The sequence below is a fragment of the Nitratireductor thuwali genome (assembly GCF_036621415.1).
GTDB lineage: Bacteria > Pseudomonadota > Alphaproteobacteria > Rhizobiales > Rhizobiaceae > Chelativorans > Chelativorans thuwali.
This window is the reverse complement of the sequence record NZ_CP030941.1, coordinates 1,347,692-1,366,251: the sequence shown is the minus strand read 5'-3', so window position 1 is coordinate 1,366,251 and position 18,560 is coordinate 1,347,692. Positions and strand designations below refer to the sequence as shown.

The 18,560-nt window shown below is 63.8% G+C and carries 14 protein-coding genes; 4 read left to right on the top strand and 10 right to left on the bottom strand.

All coding sequences use genetic code 11. The annotated features are described in order from the left end of the window. Positions 1-11: 11 nt before the first annotated feature. From NTH_RS06500 to NTH_RS06465, 8 genes are all read right to left on the bottom strand, one after another. A complete protein-coding gene (locus NTH_RS06500) occupies positions 12-962 on the bottom strand; it encodes an SPFH domain-containing protein (protein WP_338529266.1) in 951 nt (316 codons plus the stop codon). A gap of 210 nt (positions 963-1,172) precedes the next feature. Beyond that, positions 1,173-2,237, bottom strand: coding sequence for a ferrochelatase (gene hemH / locus NTH_RS06495; RefSeq protein ID WP_422392359.1), 1,065 nt, complete (start codon positions 2,235-2,237; stop codon positions 1,173-1,175). A gap of 125 nt (positions 2,238-2,362) precedes the next feature. Then, on the bottom strand, positions 2,363-4,429 hold the full coding sequence (locus NTH_RS06490; RefSeq protein WP_338529265.1) for a 5'-nucleotidase C-terminal domain-containing protein: 2,067 nt from the start codon (positions 4,427-4,429) through the stop codon (positions 2,363-2,365). Positions 4,430-4,606: 177 nt separating this feature from the next. Continuing rightward, complete coding sequence (locus NTH_RS06485) at positions 4,607-5,860, bottom strand: phenylacetate--CoA ligase family protein (protein ID WP_338529264.1); 1,254 nt, start codon at positions 5,858-5,860, stop codon at positions 4,607-4,609. Between the two features lie 95 nt (positions 5,861-5,955). Then, a complete protein-coding gene (locus NTH_RS06480; protein ID WP_338529263.1) occupies positions 5,956-6,336 on the bottom strand; it encodes a hypothetical protein in 381 nt (126 codons plus the stop codon). 78 nt (positions 6,337-6,414) lie between these two features. Then, positions 6,415-7,860: a homospermidine synthase gene (locus tag NTH_RS06475; protein WP_338529262.1), complete on the bottom strand. Its 1,446-nt coding sequence runs from the start codon at positions 7,858-7,860 to the stop codon at positions 6,415-6,417. 123 nt (positions 7,861-7,983) lie between these two features. After that, a complete protein-coding gene (locus NTH_RS06470; RefSeq protein ID WP_338529261.1) occupies positions 7,984-9,141 on the bottom strand; it encodes an aminodeoxychorismate synthase component I in 1,158 nt (385 codons plus the stop codon). Between the two features lie 63 nt (positions 9,142-9,204). After that, positions 9,205-11,106: a M3 family oligoendopeptidase gene (locus tag NTH_RS06465; protein ID WP_338529260.1), complete on the bottom strand. Its 1,902-nt coding sequence runs from the start codon at positions 11,104-11,106 to the stop codon at positions 9,205-9,207. A gap of 158 nt (positions 11,107-11,264) precedes the next feature. Between NTH_RS06465 and NTH_RS06460 the strand changes: the two genes are divergently transcribed. Both NTH_RS06460 and NTH_RS06455 read left to right on the top strand, forming a co-directional pair. Further along, complete coding sequence (locus tag NTH_RS06460) at positions 11,265-12,776, top strand: sigma-54-dependent transcriptional regulator (protein ID WP_338529259.1); 1,512 nt, start codon at positions 11,265-11,267, stop codon at positions 12,774-12,776. Between the two features lie 299 nt (positions 12,777-13,075). Next, on the top strand, positions 13,076-14,860 hold the full coding sequence (locus NTH_RS06455; RefSeq protein WP_338529258.1) for a DUF882 domain-containing protein: 1,785 nt from the start codon (positions 13,076-13,078) through the stop codon (positions 14,858-14,860). Between the two features lie 88 nt (positions 14,861-14,948). Here the strand turns inward: NTH_RS06455 and NTH_RS06450 are convergent, their stop codons facing one another. Together NTH_RS06450 and NTH_RS06445 are read right to left on the bottom strand one after the other, a co-directional pair. Then, on the bottom strand, positions 14,949-15,584 hold the full coding sequence (locus NTH_RS06450; protein WP_338529257.1) for a 2-dehydro-3-deoxy-phosphogluconate aldolase: 636 nt from the start codon (positions 15,582-15,584) through the stop codon (positions 14,949-14,951). Between the two features lie 88 nt (positions 15,585-15,672). Beyond that, on the bottom strand, positions 15,673-16,584 hold the full coding sequence (locus tag NTH_RS06445) for an N-acetylmuramidase domain-containing protein (RefSeq protein WP_338529256.1): 912 nt from the start codon (positions 16,582-16,584) through the stop codon (positions 15,673-15,675). A 144-nt stretch (positions 16,585-16,728) separates the two neighbouring features. On the opposite strand from NTH_RS06445, the gene NTH_RS06440 reads away from it, so the two are divergent. Further along, entirely contained in the window at positions 16,729-17,661 is a 933-nt protein-coding gene (locus tag NTH_RS06440) for a rhodanese-related sulfurtransferase (RefSeq protein WP_338529255.1), read from the top strand. Positions 17,662-17,773: 112 nt separating this feature from the next. Continuing rightward, the gene (locus NTH_RS06435) at positions 17,774-18,472 is read left to right on the top strand and encodes a tellurite resistance TerB family protein (RefSeq protein WP_338529254.1); all 699 of its coding nucleotides are present in this window, start codon (positions 17,774-17,776) and stop codon (positions 18,470-18,472) included. Positions 18,473-18,560: the final 88 nt, after the last annotated feature.

The window sequence follows — 18,560 nt, the reverse complement described above, 5'->3', positions numbered from 1 at the left end:
AAGGGAGACAATCATTGTTCACGCGCCGGGCCGGTCGTCGGCGGGCGGGGCGTGGAGGGGCGCGGGCTCTTGCCGTCCGCGCCGAACACGTCCCGCGCGATCTGGCCGATGCCGCCGAGCGTTCCGATCAGCGCGGAAGCCTCGAAAGGCATCAGCACGATCTTGTTGTTGTTCGACGAACCGATCTTGGCCAGCGCCTCGGTGTATTTCTGCGCGACGAAGTAGTTGACCGCCTGCACGTCGCCCTTGGCGATCGCTTCGGAGACGACCTCGGTCGCGCGGGCTTCGGCTTCCGCAGCGCGCTCACGCGCCTCGGCGTCGCGGAAAGCCGCTTCGCGACGGCCTTCGGCCTCGAGTATCTGCGCCTGCTTGAGCCCTTCGGCTTCCAGGATCTGGGCGCGCTTGTTGCGCTCGGCCATCATCTGCCGAGCCATCGATTCGACGAGGTTGGCGGGCGGATTGATGTCCTTGATCTCGACGCGGGTCATCTTGATGCCCCACGGATTGGCCGCCTCGTCGACAATGCGCAGGAGCTTTTCGTTGATCATGTCGCGGTTCGACAGAAGCTCGTCGAGGTCCATCGAACCCATGACCGAACGGATATTGGTCATCGTCAGGTTGAGGATGGCGTTCTCCAGGCCGGACACCTGGTATGCCGCCTGCGGCGCGCTTAGCACCTGGTAAAAGGCCACGCCGTCCACGGCGACGATGGCGTTGTCACGCGTGATCACCTCCTGGGTCGGCACGTCGAGCACCTGCTCCATCATGTTCATCTTTGCGCCGACGCGGTCGATGAAGGGGGTGATGATGTTGAGGCCGGGTGAAAGCGTGCGCGTGTAGCGGCCGAAGCGCTCGACCGTGTAATTATGCCCCTGCGGCACCGTCTTGACGCTGACGAACAGCAGCAGGAGGACGAGGACGACGAGGACCGGGATAAGAATATCGAGACCTGAGAAAAGCATTGGCGGGACCCTGCGGGTGGGAATGGACCGAAGCTGGCGCACTATCTCACGGATTGCGACCAGACCGTAAGAGGTGTTTGAGGCTTACAGCATCGGTTCGAAAACCGGTATTGATTTCCGAAAGCCCGACATATGGGTTCAGGTGCCTGGGCGCCTTTGCGCTCCGAATGGGCGCATGGCGCTCTGAGGCACGAAGGCGGCTGCCCTGCATCAAGCCCATCCCGCCAGTTCGCGGCGTATCAGGGCTTCGATGACAGCCATGCCTTCGGCGCTGTCGTTAAGGCAGGGTATGTGCGTGAAGTTCTCGCCGCCGGCGTGGTGGAAGATTTCGCCGGCTTCACCGGCTATTTCCTCGAGCGTTTCCAGGCAGTCGGAGACGAAGCCCGGATTGAGGACGGCGACCGACTTGACGCCCTCGCGCGCCAGCTTCTCCACCGTCTTGTCCGTATATGGCTGGAGCCATTCCTCCGGCCCGAAACGGGACTGGAAGCAGGTGATCAGCTTCTCCTCGTCCCAGCCGAGCCGCTCGCGCAGCAGCCGCGTCGTCTTTTGGCAGTGGCAGTGATAGGGGTCGCCGCGCCGGAAATAGCTCTGCGGAATGCCGTGATAGGACGCAATCACCACCTCCGGTTCGAAATCGACCGTCGCCAGGTGCTGCTCGATGGAGCGCGCGAGCGCTTCTATATAGGCCGGCTCGTCGTGGTAGGGCGGCACGGTCCGTATCGCCGGCTGAAAGCGCATCTTCATCAGCGCCTCGAAGAACTTGTCATTCACCGTGGCCGTGGTGGTCGCTGAATATTGCGGGTAGAGCGGAAACATGACGATGCGTTCGCAGCCGCGTTCCATCAGGCTCTTGGTGACCTTCTCGATGGAAGGGGTACCGTAACGCATCGCCCAGTCGACAATCACATTGTCGAGCCCTTCGAGCGCTGCTCCCAGTTTTTCCGCCTGCGAGCGGGTGAATGTCCGCAAGGGCGATTCATCGCGCTCCCTGTTCCATATCGCATCATAGGCAGCGCCCGATTTTTTAGGCCGGGTGTTCAGTACGATGCCATGCAGGATGGGATACCAGATCGCACGCGGCCACTCGATTACTCGCCGGTCCGACAGGAACTCGCGAAGGTAGCGCCGCATGGGCCAGTAGCTGGTGCCGTCCGGCGTGCCGAGGTTGACAAGCAGGACGCCGACCTTTCCGATCCTGACTGGCGGGTGTCCCTCGGGAAGCAGCGCCGCAGACCCGGCGGTCCCGGTTTCCGGCATCGTTTTCAATGTCATTTCAATCCAGCTCCTGTGCGCGCTCTGAAGCTAATGGTGGAGCGGATAAAAACAATGGCGCTTGTGGCCGCAGGGGTGTGTGGCCCCGCCGGCAGGGCGGGACCGGTAGGTTCTTTTCGGTTCTGCTATTCGGCGGCGGGGATGGTGATCGTCGTCCCGACCGTCAGCCTACGGGCCGGGTGATTGGGATTGGCTTCCGCCAATGTCCGCCACTTTCGGGGATCGCCATAATACCGCTGGGCCAGATCCCAATAGGTATCGCCACGCGCGATCGTATGGCTCCCCGCTTCACCGGTTGCGGCTGCCTCGCTCGCCCCGGGCGTATCGGTCGTCGCTTCGCTGGCATCCCCCGTGGTTCCGCTGCCCGCTTCCGCGCCGTCTTCCTCTCCGGGCTGCTCCGTGCCCTCGGCCGCGCCTTCTGCGGTCATCTCCTCGGCTGGCTCGCCGGTCTCGTCCGCGGCCTCGGTGGCGTTTTCTTCCGCGGGCTCCACCGTGGTTTCAGCCGCTGCTTCTGCGCCTTCGCCCTCGGCGCCGGTGGCCGGCCCGGTGGCTTCTTCTTCCGCAGCTCCGGCGGCGGCCGTCGAAGCTCCGACCTTGGTGATGCGTCCGTCTATCGTGGGTTGATAGGGGCTGTTGTCGGCCAGGTAGTCCGCCAGGACCTCTTCAAGGCCCGGCCCGTAATCATAGGCATTCTCGGCGTTTTCGGCGAATAGCTTGTAGCCGTCGCCACCGTTGCGCATGAAGTTGTTGGTGGCCACCGAATATGTCTTGTCGGGATCGATGGGCTGCCATTCGCCGTTTTCGCTGACCTCGACATCGCTTACCCGGCCTTCGCCCGGTGCAACGGACGGATCGAACGAGAAGCGCAGGCCGGATACCTGCGGGAACCGCCCGGCCCCTTCCTCGATCTGGCTGACGCCGCTCTCGAGCGAGGCGACGACGTCCTCGCCCTTGATCTGGAAGGTGGCGAGCGTGTTCTGGAAGGGCAGGACGCCGAGCACCTCGCCCATCGTCACCTCGCCTTCGTCGATGGAGGCGCGCAGGCCCCCGCCATTGGTGATGGCGAAGTCGACGCCTTGGTCCTTGGTGCGCGCAAGCATTGCATCGGTGACGGCGTTGCCCATCTCGCATTCGCCAGCGCGGCAGTTCTCGCGGCTGCCATCGATAGGGGCGGTGGTCTGGGCAACGACCTTCTGCTTGAGCTCCTCGATGGGACCGCCCAGTTCGGCGACCCGTTCGGCGGCAGCTTCGTCCGGCTGCACGGTGGCATCCAGAAGATGCACGTCGCCGGTGGCTTGCGTCACGACACCCTCATCGTTGAACACCACCTTCAACTCACCGAGATATTTGGAGTAGGAGCCGGCTTGCACGACAGGCACCTGATAGCCTCCCGGATTGTCCACCATGGTCGGATAGGGCCCCTCGGCGCCTTCGATCGTGTTCGACAGGAGCGTGTTGGTGTGGCCGCCGACGACCACGTCCACGCCCGGTATCTTGGCTATGGCGGCAAGGTCGCGCGGATAGCCGACATGGGTTACGGCAATGATCTTGTTGACGCCTTCGGCTTTTGCGGCCTCGACGGCGGCGGTGATGCCTTCCACGTCCTCTATGATGCTCACATTCTCGCCCGGCGATGAAAGCTCGGCCGTGTCGTTCGCCACCGCGCCGACGATGCCGATCTTCTCGCCGCCCTCTTCCAGGATGACATATTGCTTCACGCGGTCGCCGAGGCTGGAGGCCTCGCTGGCCTTGACGTTGGAACCCAGAACCGGGAACTCCGCCTTGTCCAGGAAAGCGGCCAGGCCATCTTCACCGTCGTCGAACTCGTGGTTGCCGACGACCATGGCGTCGGTCCCCATGAGGTTCAGGAACTCGGCTTCGACCTCGCCCTTATAGGTCGTGTAGAAGAGCGATCCCTGGAAGTTGTCGCCGGCGTTGAGGAATAGGACATTCTGGCCGTCAAGCGCCTTCCGCCGGTCGCGCACCGCCGTCACGAGCCGTGCCGCGCCTCCAAAGCAATTGCCCTCCGCCTCGTCTTCGGCCGAACAGGTCGAATCGTATTTGTTGATGGATTCGATGCGGCTGTGCCAGTCGTTGATATGCAGGATGTTGAGTGTGTAATCGGCAAAAGACTGCGTCGCCGTAAGGGCAAGCGCCGACGAGGTCAAAGCAAGTAGGGCGAGCTTGTTCATTCTTCATCTCCCGAGGGTGGCCTGGCCGGCGCCATCTGGCGACAGCGGTCCGGTTCTAGTGGCGGTCCGTGTCGCTTTTGTAACGCCTGTTGGGGAGCATGTTCCCACCCGGTCTGGCCCGATGCAAGGGAAACCTGCGCCGGCTGGGCGTCCCGCACGATCCTTCCGGCGTTCGGTTTAGCCGGCGTACTGCCGTTCATCGGCGATCACCTTGCCGTCGTTCGGCAGGGTTCCGGGCGAGGCTACTTCGACCGCGCCGCCGAGCTTGGTGATGTCCCTCAACGAGGCCGCCACGGCTTCCCGGTCGATCATGGCACCGTTTGCCGGCTCGACATGCAGGGCCATGCTGTCGCTCTCGTTGCGTCTGGTGACGACTAGGCGCGCGCGGGCGAGCTCGCGGTGGCGGCGCAGGAGCTCGGCCACCTGCCTGGGATCGACGAACATGCCCTTGATCTTGGTGCGCTGGTCGGCGCGGCCCATCCAGCCCTTGATGCGGCGGTTGGTGCGGCCGCACGGGCTTTGGCCTGGCAGGATGGCCGAAAGGTCACCGGTGCCGAGCCTCACGAGCGGATAGGCCGGATTGAAGCCCGTCACCACGATCTCGCCCACCTCGCCGTCCGGCACCGGCTCATCGGAACCGGGGCGGACGATCTCCACGATGAGGTCTTCATTGAGGACCATGCCGGGCAGCGGGGCCCCGTCCTCGTCGCAGGTTTCATAGGCGATGACGCCGAATTCAGCGGTGGCGTAGCACTGGTAGACGCTGACGCCACGGCCGGCATATTCCTCTCGCAAGGAAGGAAAGAGCGCTCCTCCGGAGACAAGGCCGCGCTTGAACGAGGTCAGCGGGCGGCCCATCTCTTCCGCCCGGTCCAGCATGACCTTGAGATAATCCGGTGTGCCGCAATAGACGGCGGGACGCAGATGGGAGGCAGCTTCCACCTGCATGTCTGTGTTTCCCGTGCCGGCGGGAAACACGGCGCAGCCGAAGGCGCGCGCGCCTTCATCCAGCACAAAGCCGCCGGGGGTCATGTGATAGGCGAACGCATTGTGGACGATGTCGCCGGGGCGCACGCCCGCGGCGAAGAATGCCCGTGCCGCGCCCCAAGGATCGGCGCCGGGCGGCTGCGCTTCCCACAAGGGTCCGGGCGACATGAAAAGGCGGGAGCCCTTCAGATGGCTGGCGGGAACGAAGCCGCCGAAAGGCGGGTCGGCGCGCTGGCGCTCCAGCAGTTCCGACTTGCGCAGAACCGGAAGGCGCGCGAGATTGCCGCGCGTCCTGACGGCGGCAAAATCCACGTTCGAAAGCCAGGACGCAAGCCCCGGCGCCTCGGCAGCCGCGCGGCGAAGAAAATCCGGCAGGCGCGTGAAAAGTTCCGCTTCGCGCTCGAACGGATCGCGTGTTTCGGACGCGTCGTAATAGGCGGCCATTGCTCCTCCCGCAATTGTCCGGAGGCTTTATTGCAGGCGGGCGTGCGGGTGCGCAAGGGTCATTCCCCTTGCGCGCTCTTTTCGAAGGCGTGTGATCAGGACACGCCGCCGCGCCGGGTCAGAACGAAATTCTGGCCGGAGGCATTGGTGCAGTTCAGCTGGTTTGGCGAAACCAGCGCGCAATTGACGTTCGTCCTTGTCTGGCGGATGAGCGAGGTCATCGTTATCTCGACATTGTTTCTGTCACGCATACGGTACGTGCCTTCCGAAAGCTTGCTGCCTGTATCGGTGGCGACGGAATCGAAGCGCCCTCCAGAGAATGTGGAAATCGCGACGCCCTGGGTATCCATCCACTGGCCTTCGACGCCCGTGGGGCGCGAAGCGATCTCGCGCGGCGTCACGCCGCCCACGCAGCCGGAGACGATTAATGTCGCCGCGACCACAGCCAGCGGTCCGACCCTGCGATAATTGACCATAGCGGCCTCCTCTCCTCGAATGCCCGATTCATTCGCCATAAACGCCAGATAATGCAAGCAAAACATGTCCTTTGCGCATCAGCGCACGAGAATGTTGCGGAATTGCCATGGATCCTTTTCGTCGATGTCCTCGGGGAAAAGCCCCGGGCGGCCTTCGAGCGGCGTCCAGTCGGTGTAATAGCCTTTTACCGGGCCGAGATAGGGTCGCTGGATCTCCAGGCAGCGGCGATAATCCATTTCGTCGGCTTCGACGATGCCGGCCTCGGGGTTCTCGAGCGCCCAGACCATGCCGGCGATGACGGCCGATGACACCTGAAGTCCGGTGGCGTTCTGGTAGGGCGCCAGTTGACGCGTCTCTTCCAGCGAAAGCTGCGAGCCGAACCAGTAGGCGTTCTTCTCATGGCCGTAGATCAGGACGCCCAGCTCGTCGGCACCGTCCACGAGCTCGTTCTCGTCGAGGACGTGCTGCACGGGCTGTGCCTTGCCGCCGGCGCCGAACATCTCGTGCAGCGAAAGCACGGCGTCGTTGCAGGGGTGATAGGCATAGTGGCAGGTGGGGCGGTAGACGACTTTGCCCTTCCTGTCCCGGACCGTGTAGTAGTCCGAGATCGAGATCGATTCATTATGGGTGACGAGGAAGCCGTATTGCTGGCCGGGCGTCGGGCACCAGGTGCGCACGCGGGTGTTGGCCCCCGGCTGCTCCAGGAAGATCGCCGCCTTGCATCCCTTTTTTTGCTTGCGGGCGTTCTTGGGCTTCCAGTTCTCATGGGTACCCCAGCCGAGTTCTGCGGGCTGCAGACCCTCGGAGATGAAGCCTTCCACTGACCATGTGTTCCAGAAGACGTTCATGGGCTTGGGATCCTTGGTGCGCTGCGTATCGCGCTCCGCGATGTGAATGCCCTTAACGCCGAGCTTCTTCATCAGCTTCGCCCAGCCTTCGCGGTCTTCCGCCCCGGGTTCCTTGACGTCGACGCCCAGATCGCCGGCTAGGTTCACCAGACCCTGCTTTACGAACCAGGAGACCATCCCCGGATTCGCGCCACAGGTTGAGACGGCCGTCGTGCCGCCGGGATTCCTGCGCTTTTCCTGGCGCACGGTCTCACGCAGGGCATAATTGGTGCGCGAGGCATTGTCGGCGGTCTTGTCGAAGTAAAAGCCCAGCCACGGTTCGACAACGGTGTCGATGTAAAGAACCTTCAGCTTGCGGCACAGCTTCATCAGGTCGAGCGAGGAGGTGTCGACGGAAAGGTTGACGCAAAAGCCCTGGCCTTCGCCCTCGGTCAGAAGCGGCGTGAGAAACTCCTTGTAGTTCTCCCTGGTCACGGGGGACTGGACGAACCGGATGCCGCGCTCGTCGAGCAGGCTGCGATGCTCGTCGCTGGGGTCGATCACCACCATGCGCGACTTGTCGTATTTGAAATGGCGCTCGAGAAGGGGAAGTGTTCCCCGCCCGATCGAGCCGAAGCCGATCATCACGATAGGGCCGGTAATCTCGCCGTGGACGGGCCAGTCGTTTTTCGCCATTTGGGATGGTTCTCCTCAAGGTCCGGGGAAGCATGCGGTCGCGTTGGAAAATCACAGTTCAGCGTCACAATAAAGCGAAAATGGCCAACAGCCCTAACGCGCGAACAGGTCGCTCAATAGCCGCTAAAGCGTTCGCGGCACCTCGCCCGTTGCAAAACGGGCCTTCAGCAGCGCTTCTTCATACTCGCCCTCGGCGGTGGAATCGAAGACCACGCCGCCACCCACGTTGAACACGGCTTCTCCGTTGCCATGGAGTGTGATCGTGCGGATCGCCACGTTGAAGCGCATGCGCCCGTCGGGCGCGGCCCAGCCGATCGCGCCGCAATAGACGTCACGCGGGCCGCTTTCCAGCCGGCGCAGAATTTTCATGGCGCTGATCTTGGGCGCGCCGGTCACCGATCCGCAGGGAAAAAGTGCCGTGAAGATCTCCCGCAGCGTGACGCCCTCGCTCAGCCTTGCGCGCACACGGCTGACCATCTGGTGCACCGTGGGATAGGTTTCGACGCGGAAGAGATCGGGAACTTCCAGCGTGCCGGTTTGGCTGACGCGGGAGATATCGTTGCGCAGGAGATCGACGATCATCCGGTTCTCCGCTAGGTTCTTGGGGTCCGAGCGCAGGAGCTCTTTCAGATGCTCGTCCTGCTCGGTACTGGCGCCGCGCGGCATCGTCCCCTTCATCGGCATGGTTTCGATGAAGCCATCGCCCGATACGTCGAAGAAGAGCTCGGGCGAGCGCGACAGAACCGAAGGGCCGCCGAGATCTATGAAGGAGGCGTAGCGCACGGGCTGGCGGACGGTCAGCCGCTCGAACAGCGCAAACGGATCGCCTCGCCATCTCGCGCGGACAGGGAAAGTGAGATTGCCCTGGTAGCAGTCGCCCAGCGCCAGATGACGGTGCAGGTCCTCGAAACGCGCGCGATAGTCGTCAAGGCTCCATAGGGCGACCGGTCCGGATAGGTGCGGCTCCTCGCCCGGTGCCGGTGCGGCGGGTGCATCGGAAGGTGCGTCAAACACGCCGAGGCAGACGAGGGGCACGCGCCTTTCTTCCGGCATATGCAGGGCGAGCGAAGGATCGAGTGCGTAACCGGCCTCGTAGGAAACGTAGCCGGCCAGCCATTTGCCCGCCAGGCGGCACGCCTCCGCTGCATCGAGCGTTTCGGCAACCTGGCTAGGCCTGTGCGCCAGCAGGAGCTTGCCGGGATCGGCAAAATCCTGCCGTTCTCCCGTCAAATCGTTGCGAAAGACGGCGCGGGCTCTCCTGGGGGCGTCGGTTGCTGCCAAGGTGAACTCAGGCTCCAGGCTGGCCGGTAGCAATCTGGAAATTGATGCCGCAGGCCGGCGGTCCTACGGCACTGCGCCGCCGGGCGCCGGTACCTCGTCCAGTTCCTGCAACTCGTCGATCAGATCTTCGATAACGGACAGCCCCTTGGTCCAAAAGGACGGATCCGAGGCGTCGAGACCGAAGGGCGCGAGCAGTTCGGAATGGTGCTTGGTTCCACCGGCCTTCAGCATCTCGAAGTATTTTTCCTGAAAGCCTTCCTCCGCCTGCTGATAGACGGCGAACAGCGAATTCACCAGACAATCGCCGAAAGCATAAGCATAGACGTAGAACGGCGAGTGGATGAAGTGGGGTATGTAAGCCCAGAAGGTCTCGTACCCTTCGCGCAGGTTCACCGCCGGCCCAAGGCTTTCCTTCTGGACCTCGAGCCACAATTCGCCTAGACGGTCGGATGTCAATTCGCCCTTGCGCCGTTCCAGGTGCAGTTTGCGCTCGAACTCGTAGAAGGCGATCTGGCGTACGACCGTATTGATCATATCCTCGACCTTCTGGGCCAGTATGGCCTTGCGCTCGCGCCGGTCCGCAGTGCGATCGAGAAGCGAGCGGAAGGTGAGCATCTCGCCGAATACGGAAGCCGTCTCGGCGAGCGTCAGCGGCGTCGAGGCCATGAGCGGGCCCTGTCCGCCGGCGAGCACCTGATGGACGCCGTGACCGAGCTCGTGGGCGAGCGTCATCACGTCGCGCGGCTTGCCCATGTAGTTCAACAGGACGTAAGGGTGGGCCGAGGGCACGGTGGGATGGGCGAAGGCGCCGGGCGACTTGCCCGGCCGCACGGGGGCGTCGATCCAGCGGCGGTCGAAGAAGCGGCTTGCGATCTCAGCCATTTCAGGCGCGAATGAGCGGTAGGCCGACAGTACCATCTGGCGGGCGTCTTCCCATGCGATGACCGTTTGCGGCGTATCCGGCAGCGGTGCGTTGCGGTCCCAGTGGTTCAGCTTATCCATGCCGAGCCACTTCGCCTTCATGGCGTAGTAGCGGTGCGACAGGCGCGGATAGGCCTCATGCACGGACTGCGCCAGGGCGTCCACCACTTCCCGTTCGACGCGGTTCGCCAGATGGCGCGAATCGGCGACGTCGGCGAAGCTGCGCCAGCGGTCGGATATCTCCTTCTCCTTGGCCAGCGTATTGGTGATCAGGGTGAAGATGCGCATATTGCCACGCAGCGTTTCCGCAAGGGCCTCGGCCGCTTTGCGACGCTTTTCGCCATCCGCGTCCTGGAGCATGCTCAGCGTCGGCTCGAGCGACAGCTCCTCGCCGTCCACGTCAAAGCGCAGGCTGGTCATGGTCTCGTCGAAAAGCCGGTTCCACGCGCCGCGCCCTACTACGAAACTCTCGTGGAACAGCAGCTCGCTCTTGTCGTCGAGCTGGTGCGGCTTTTCCTTGCGCAGGTCGAGCACCCAGGGGCGATAATGGCCGAAGCCGGAATCCTCCGCGAGCGCCTTTTCGATCAGCGCGTCGTCGATCTTGTTGAGCTCCAGCGAGAAGAACAGAAGATGGGTGCTCGCATCGGTCAGCTTTTCCTGCACGTCTCCATAGAATTTGGCGCGCTCGGGGTCAGAGGTGTCGTCGGCATAGGTGAGGCCGGCATAGGAGCCGATGCGGCCGAAAAGCTCGTCCAGCGCCTCGAACTCGCGCACCGCCTGCCCAAGGCGGCCTGACGCGCCCTTGGCGGCTTCCGCCTCCAGCCGGCCCTTCCATGCCTTTTCGAAGGCGATCGCGTCTTCTTCCGCCCGCTTCAGATCGGCCGTCAGTTCCGGGCAGTCGATGGCAGGGTAGAGATCGGCCAGGTTCCATTCCGGCAGGTCGCCCAGGGCACCGCTGATCCTCGTGCCGTCCGTGCCCTGGGTCGCCGGGGCATGGGAAAGCTCTGCGCCTGAGCCTGGGCGATAGGCCATAAATTGCTCCATTGGTTCTAGGGTCCGGACCTAGGCTGCTGTTCAAATGCGCCATAAGGCGCGAAGGATTGATTCACCTGATTTCTTGAATGCCTGTTTAGAAGCCTGTGCCATATTGTTCCAGTCCGCCCAAGTCTACATTCGCGCGATTTTTGGAAGCTGTGGCAAACATGTCCGATGCGGTATTGATAGTCGACGACGACCCGGTCCAGCGCCGCCTTCTGGAGGCCATTGTCGGCCGGCTCGGCTTGGCTGCCCGGTCGGCGGACAGCGGAGCCGCGGCTATGGATGTGGTCGAAGAGGGCGGGGCAGGCGGTCTGTGCGCGGTCATCCTCGATCTCGTCATGCCGGGCATGGGCGGGATCGAAGTGCTTCAGCGCATGCGCGCGCTCAATTTCGAAGTGCCCGTCATCGTCCAGACGGCCAAGGGCGGCATCGACACCGCGGTGCAGGCGATGCGGGCGGGCGCATTCGATTTCGTGGTGAAGCCGGCGTCGCCGGACAGGATCGGCAAGGCCTTGCGCGACGCGCTGAAGGTGGAGGAACTGGGCGGCGCGGTGCGAAAGCAGCCGGCGCGGCGCGGCAGCAGCTTCTCCCTGCGCGATATCGTCACCGACAGCGAAGCCATGGCGCGCGTTCTCCGGCTTTGCCAGAAGGCGGCGACGACCGATATTCCCATTCTCATCGAGGGCGAATCGGGGGTCGGGAAGGAACTGATCGCGCAGGCCATTCGCGGCGAGAGCGTGCGCCGCGGCAAACCGTTCGTGACGGTGAATTGCGGGGCGATACCCGATAATCTCGTGGAAAGCATCCTGTTCGGCCATGAAAAGGGTGCTTTTACCGGCGCAACGGAAAAGCATACGGGCAAGTTCGTCGAGGCAAGCTCGGGGACGCTGTTCCTCGACGAGATCGGCGATCTGCCGCTCGATGTCCAGGTCAAGCTGCTGCGCGCCATACAGGAGGGCGAGGTCGATCCGGTGGGCGGACGCGGGACTGTCAAGGTCGATATAAGGCTGATTTCAGCGACCAATCACGATCTGCTCCAGCGGGTCAGGGAAGGACGGTTCAGGGAAGACCTTTACTACCGCCTCAACGTTTTCCCGATCATGGTGCCGCCGCTTCGCGACCGCAAGGAGGACGTGCCGATCCTGGTGCAGCATTTCATCGGGCGCTTCGCCGATTCGGCGAATGGCCGCAAGATCAGGGGCATATCTGCGGATGCACTGGACATGCTGTCGGCCTATGACTGGCCGGGCAATATCCGCCAGCTCGAAAATGCCGTGTTTCGGGCGATGGTGCTATGCGAGACCGAGGCGCTGACGGCGGCAGACTTTCCGCAGATCCGCGCACAGGTGCGCGGGATAGACGAGGATGTGCTCGAAAAGGACGTCGGCGGGCCGCCTGTCGCGGCCGATGGGGTATTCCCGCTGGCCAATCAGGCGCAGGATGTTCCGGTCGAGCGGCAGCCGCTGCATGCTGGCCTCCTGCGTGTCCTCGACGACCGGGGGCAGGTGCAGAAGCTGCAAGCACTGGAGCATCAGATCATACGGTTCGCCATCGACCACTATAGCGGCCAGATGAGCGAAGTGGCGCGCCGACTCGGCATTGGCCGTTCCACGCTTTACCGCAAACTCAAGGAAATGGGCATCGAGCCCGGTGACGAGCGCTCGCGGCAGGCCTGAGCCGCCCGCTTCTCCATCGCGCCTTTAAGCGTTTATTTACCTAGCCTTAATACGCGTCGAGCCCGTCACTTTATCGCCATTGTCTAAGAGCATTGCTACTTCAATAAGGCTCGATTAACCATTACGATGGAGACTTCGGGTGTTCAGGGGCAGGAGAGCCCTTTGATCATCGCTTCGGGGACAGTTCCAGCCGATAAGGCCACGAGTTGAAAAACAACCAGATTCGACATCATGGATGGCGCAAGGCCTTGTTCGGCTCCAGAAGTGTGGCAGCCGGACTACTGATAGCCATAGCATTCATGTTTGCCGCCGCTCCCGCAAGCGCGGAGACGCGGACGCTCAAGCTCTATTTCATTCACACGAAGGAGCGGGCGGAGATCACCTATAAGCGCAACGGGCGCTATATCCAGAGCGGTCTCAACGAGATCAACCGCTTCCTGCGCGACTGGCGGCGCAATGAGCCGACAAAGATGGACCCGCGCTTGCTCGATGCGCTCTGGGAAGTCTACCGGGCCACCGGCGCGCGCGATTATATTCACGTGGTCTCCGCCTATCGGTCGCCGCAGACCAATGCGATGCTGCGCAGCCGCTCCAGCGGCGTCGCCAAGCAAAGCCAGCACATGCTCGGCAAGGCCGTTGATTTCTACATTCCGGGTGTCAAGCTCGCGAGCCTGCGTAATGCCGGGTTGAAGCTGGAAGCGGGCGGCGTTGGGTACTATCCGCGCTCGGGCTCCCCCTTCATTCACCTGGATGTCGGTAATGTGCGCCACTGGCCGCGCATGAGCCGCAAGGAACTCATGGCCGTCTTCCCGGGCGGCAAAACGCTACACGTGCCGACGGACGGCAAGCCGCTGCCGGGCTATCAGCAGGCGCTTGCCTCCTATGAGGCGCGCAAGCGCAGCGGCGGAACCATCCAGATTGCCAATGAAAACACGCGCCCCCGCGGCCGCGGCCTGCTTGCCGCGCTGTTCGGCGGTGGAGCTGACGAGGAAGAGGATATAGCCGAATCCACCACCCAGGTCGCGGCGGCTGCACCACGTCCGCAGGCGCAAACCGCCCGAGCCGCGCCGGAACCCCAGGCCCCTGAGCCGAAAGCCAAGACGCCAGCCACCATCCTGGCCGCCTTGCCCGCCCGCGCCCTGCCGCTGCCACGCACGGCACCGCGTCCCGACGTCGGGGTGGGGACCGAGCTTGCGGTCGCTTCCGCCGCTCCGACGCCAGCGCAGCAGGCCCGAGCTGAGAATCCGGGTTCGCAGCCGCAGGCCGGGGCCCAGGAGGAAACGGCTCTCGCCGAAGCGCCTGCGCCGGACGAGATTCCATTCCAATTCGCGAAACCGGTTCCCGTGCCCTCGCCGCGGCCGGACCATGCGGCGCCGGCTGTGCAGATGGCCCAAGTCGAGGCAGACGAGGACGACGATCTGCCGACGGCCACTGCGTTCGTAACGCCGACGCGGCGGCCCGAAGGATCCGGCCCTGCCGATGCGATCGCAGAGCTTCTCGCCTCCAACGACGGGGCGCCGCGCGACGATGCGGGTTCGGCCCTGACTGCGGCAGCAGAGCAGGATGCCAGCCCGGCGGCTGTTCCGACCGAGTATGTCGTCGCAGCGCTTGCGGATGCAGTGCCGGAGGCAAAGGCCGCTGTTGTTGAAGCGGCCAAGACCGTCCCGATGGCGTCATCCGCCTCCACGCAGGGCGCAGTCGAGAAGAATGCCGGCCCGATCTCGTCGTCGCCTCGGCTGGCCATGCTGGAGGATGCGTCGAAAGGCACCGCCAGCAGGGCGATCGCGGAGAGCGCAAGGACAACTCCCAAGGCTGCGAAGCCCGGGCCCCGCGATGCGCGTCCGGAACCCAAGCCGGTGGTGGTCCCGGTGAAGTCCGTCCGTGGCCAACTGGTGCTCAGCCGTGAATCCGTGCTCAACAAGACCCATCGGACCAAGACTCCGTCCTTCACACCCAAAATCGCCGAGGCGCCCAGCGCGGTCTACACGGACGGGTTCCAGCAGGACGGGATGGTGACCGACGCCCGCCGCTTTACGGGAAAGGCTGTGACCTTCCTGTCGGTAGCAAAGTTTGCGGCGCGGTAAAAAAAGCGCCGGATGTTTCCGGCGCTTTGTTTTTCGACATTTTACCCGACTGTGAAACGGGTGAGAGGCCCAAAGGGCTCTCCATCATTTAGCGCAATTGCGAAGCCTCTCGCGCGAGCTTCTCGACCCGATCCCAGTCGCCGGCCTGCAGCGCGTCGTCGGGCGCGACCCAGGAGCCGCCGACGCACAGGACGTTGGGCAGCGAGAGATAGTCTTTCGCGTTCTTCGTCGAGATGCCGCCGGTCGGGCAGAAGCGGATGTCGGCGATGGGCGATGAGAGTGATTTCAGGAACGATGCGCCGCCGGCCTGTTCCGCCGGAAAGAACTTCAGTACCCGATAGCCTTCCTCGCGGGCGGCCATGATCTCGCTGGGGGTGATGGCGCCCGGGAGGAAGGGGACGTCGGACTGGCTTGCCGCGTCCAGAAGCTCCTGTGTGGTACCGGGCGAGACGATGAATTGGGCTCCGGCCTTGACGGCGTTGGAGTAATCCTTCGCCGACAAGATGGTGCCGGCGCCGACGATCGCCTCCGGCACCTCGTCCGCGACGAGCCGGATGGCGTCCAGCGCGTCGGGCGTGCGCAGGGTGATCTCCACCGCGGGCAGTCCGCCCTTGGCCAGCGCATGGGCCAGGGGCGCGGCATCGGCGAGCCGGTCGATCTTGAGAACGGGAATGACCGGCTGACCCGACAGAATTTCCACAAGTCGTTCCATGTTCTTTTTCATGACTGGCTCCTGCGATCGTTTCGCGTTTCCTTAAACCGATTCAGCGGCAAAGTACAAATGCCCGCCTTGGCTGGTACTCTGGCGCGCGTTACAGGATGAGGCGCCTGGCGCGACGCCAGAAGGCCGCGAACGCCCTCCGGAAGCGCTGACCCGCGCCCGCAAGCGGCAGCCCCTGTTCCATGGCAAGGAGCGTCTCAGGGCCGGCAACACCATCCTGCCGCAGGCCTTCCGACCGCTGGAAGCGCAGGATGGCGGCGCGGGTGCGGGGCCCAAATGCGCCATCGACGGCGACTGGATAGCCCAGCGCGCAGAGCAGGGTCTGGATATGCCTGATCTGAGCGCCGGCATCCCCGGTGCGCCACACGTTGGTTCCTGCCGGCTTCTGCCTCGGTCGCACTTCCGATGTCTCGAAAGGGCCGCGCGCATGACGACGATAGGCCAGCGACAGCTTAAGATGGTAGCCGTTGCGGGCATAGCCGGGGCCGTTGTACCCGCGTGCAAAGGCCTGCCAGTCCTTCTCCTTCAGGGCCTTGGCCAGCCCGGCCATGGCTATATAGCGCAGGGTGAGGCGCAATTGCCCCTCTACGCCGCTGCGTGCTTCGGCCACCAGTGCTTCCACATTCTCGTAGCCGAGCCGCGACCAGTGGGCGCCCATCACCTGGCCGACGCCCCACGAAACCGATTCATAGGCGGCGGCGCGGTCGATCCGGCAGGCCCGTTCCAGAAGCGTCCAGCGGGCCGCCTGGCTGGGCGGGTTGCGCACCGCTCCGGCCCGCGGCGATGCCAAACCTTCGTCCCGTGCCCGCTGCCTGGCCTCACCTTCCAGGCGGCGGTCGAAATAGTGGGCTTCGAACCGTATCAGCGGTTCCTTGCGGCCTTCGACGAGCGCGTGCGGGCGTCCGGCGCTCTCGACCTCGACCAGGGCCAACAGGGCGGCTGGTTCAAAGCCTGCTTGGGCGGCGGCCTTGGCGATTTTGCTGGCGGTGTCTGCGGATATCATTGGGCGCGGTCTCCATTGCGTTTCCAGGGCATTGTCCTCCAGGTCCGGCCACCGTGGATAAATCTGCATAAAATTACCGCTGACACGATGGGCGCCGCGGCTGCCCGTCTTGCCTTTGCCCCCATCGCGGCGTAGGACGCGCCCATGCAGGAAACCGGAGCAGACGAGCCGATCACGGTGCTGGCGCTTTACCGCTTTGCGCGTCTCGACGATTTCGAGGCGCTGCGGGAGCCGCTGGTTGCCCTTTGCCGCAGGCTCGGCATTCGCGGGACGCTGCTCCTGGCGCGCGAAGGCATCAACGGGACGGTGGCTGGCAGTGCCGATGCAATCGGGCAACTCACCGCCCATCTAACGGCCGTTCCGGGGCTGGGCACGCCCGATTTCAAGTACAGCCGGGCGTCGCACATGCCTTTTCACCGCATGAAGGTGCGGCTGAAGAAGGAGATCGTGACCATGGGCGTGGAAGGCGTGGATCCGGCGGCTGAGGCCGGAACCTATGTCGATCCCAGGGCGTGGAACGCGCTCGTCTCGCAGCCCGATACAGTCGTCATCGACACGCGCAACGCCTATGAGACGGCCATCGGCTCCTTTCGCGATGCTGTCGACCCGTCGACGGAGAGTTTTACCGAATTTCCCCGCTGGGTGGATGAAAACCTCGAAAGCCTCAAGGGCCGAAAGGTGGCGATGTTCTGCACCGGCGGCATTCGCTGCGAGAAGGCGACGGCCTATCTACGCATGCGGGGGCTGGAGGACGTGTTTCATCTGAAGGGCGGCATCCTGAAATATCTGGAGGAGGTACCGCCCCAGGAAAGCCTCTGGGAAGGTGAGTGCTTCGTCTTCGATGAACGCGTGTCCGTCGGCCACGGGCTCGTGGAGGGAAGCGCCACGTTGTGCCGCGCCTGTCGGCATCCGCTGACACCCGAGGAGCGGCAGTCAGTGCATTTCAGGGAAGGTGTTTCCTGCCCCCGTTGCCATGAGACCAAGAGCGAGGCCGAACGGGCGCGCTACGCCGAAAGACAGCGGCAGGTGGAGTTGGCGCGCCAGCGCGGCCGTGCCTTTCCCATTGGCCAGGGCTGACCGTCGGCGCTCCCCGTTCCATCCGCACAATGCTACATTGTTTTTTCCGCCGTCACCGCCTACCTGAGATCGCGTAGCGGGCGCGGGGACTGAATTTCACGAGGAGAACGCCATGATCGATGCGAGAAAGCTGCTTGACGATTTCCTGGGCAGCAATGTCCCCGGAACGGAAAATACGGTGCGGGACAAGGCCGGGCAGATGTCGCAGCTGGCCAAGGACAATCCATTGGCCACCGGCGCGATCGTGGCTGTGTTGCTCGGCACCGGGACAGGGCGCAAACTCACCAGGAATGCCGTGAAGCTGGGCGGCATGGCTGCCGTCGCTGGCCTCGCCTACAAGGCTTATCAGAATTACCAGAGCGGCAAGAAGCCGGAGGAGGGCGCCGCGGAAGACGGCGATCTGCTGCCGCCGCCCGTCGATACGACCTTCCATCCGGCCCAGGCGCCCCAGGGAGAGCAGGAATTCGCGTTCGCCCTGGTGCGCGCCATGGTTGCGGCGGCGCGGGCCGACGGCCATATCGACGAGGCGGAACGCAAGAAGATCGCCGACCGCCTGCACCTTTCGGGGATAGGCGAGGAAGCCGAGGCCTTCCTGGTCGCGGAACTTGAAAAGCCTGTCGACCTCGACGCCCTGGTGAACGCAGCCGAGACCGATGCCCAGAAGATCGAACTCTACACGGCTTCGCGTCTTGCCATCGAGCCGAAAAGCCGGGCTGAGCGCGGCTATCTCGACATGCTTGCCGGCAGGCTGAAACTGCCGGACGCGCTGGTCGATCACATCGAGGCGACGGTCACCGAAACGGTTCGTTGAGCCCGGCCAGGGGTTTCCACTTCTGCCGGAATTGCTCTATCGTGCCGGCGGGCGGCGGTGATCGGCCGCCCTTGCGCCAAGGCCGGCG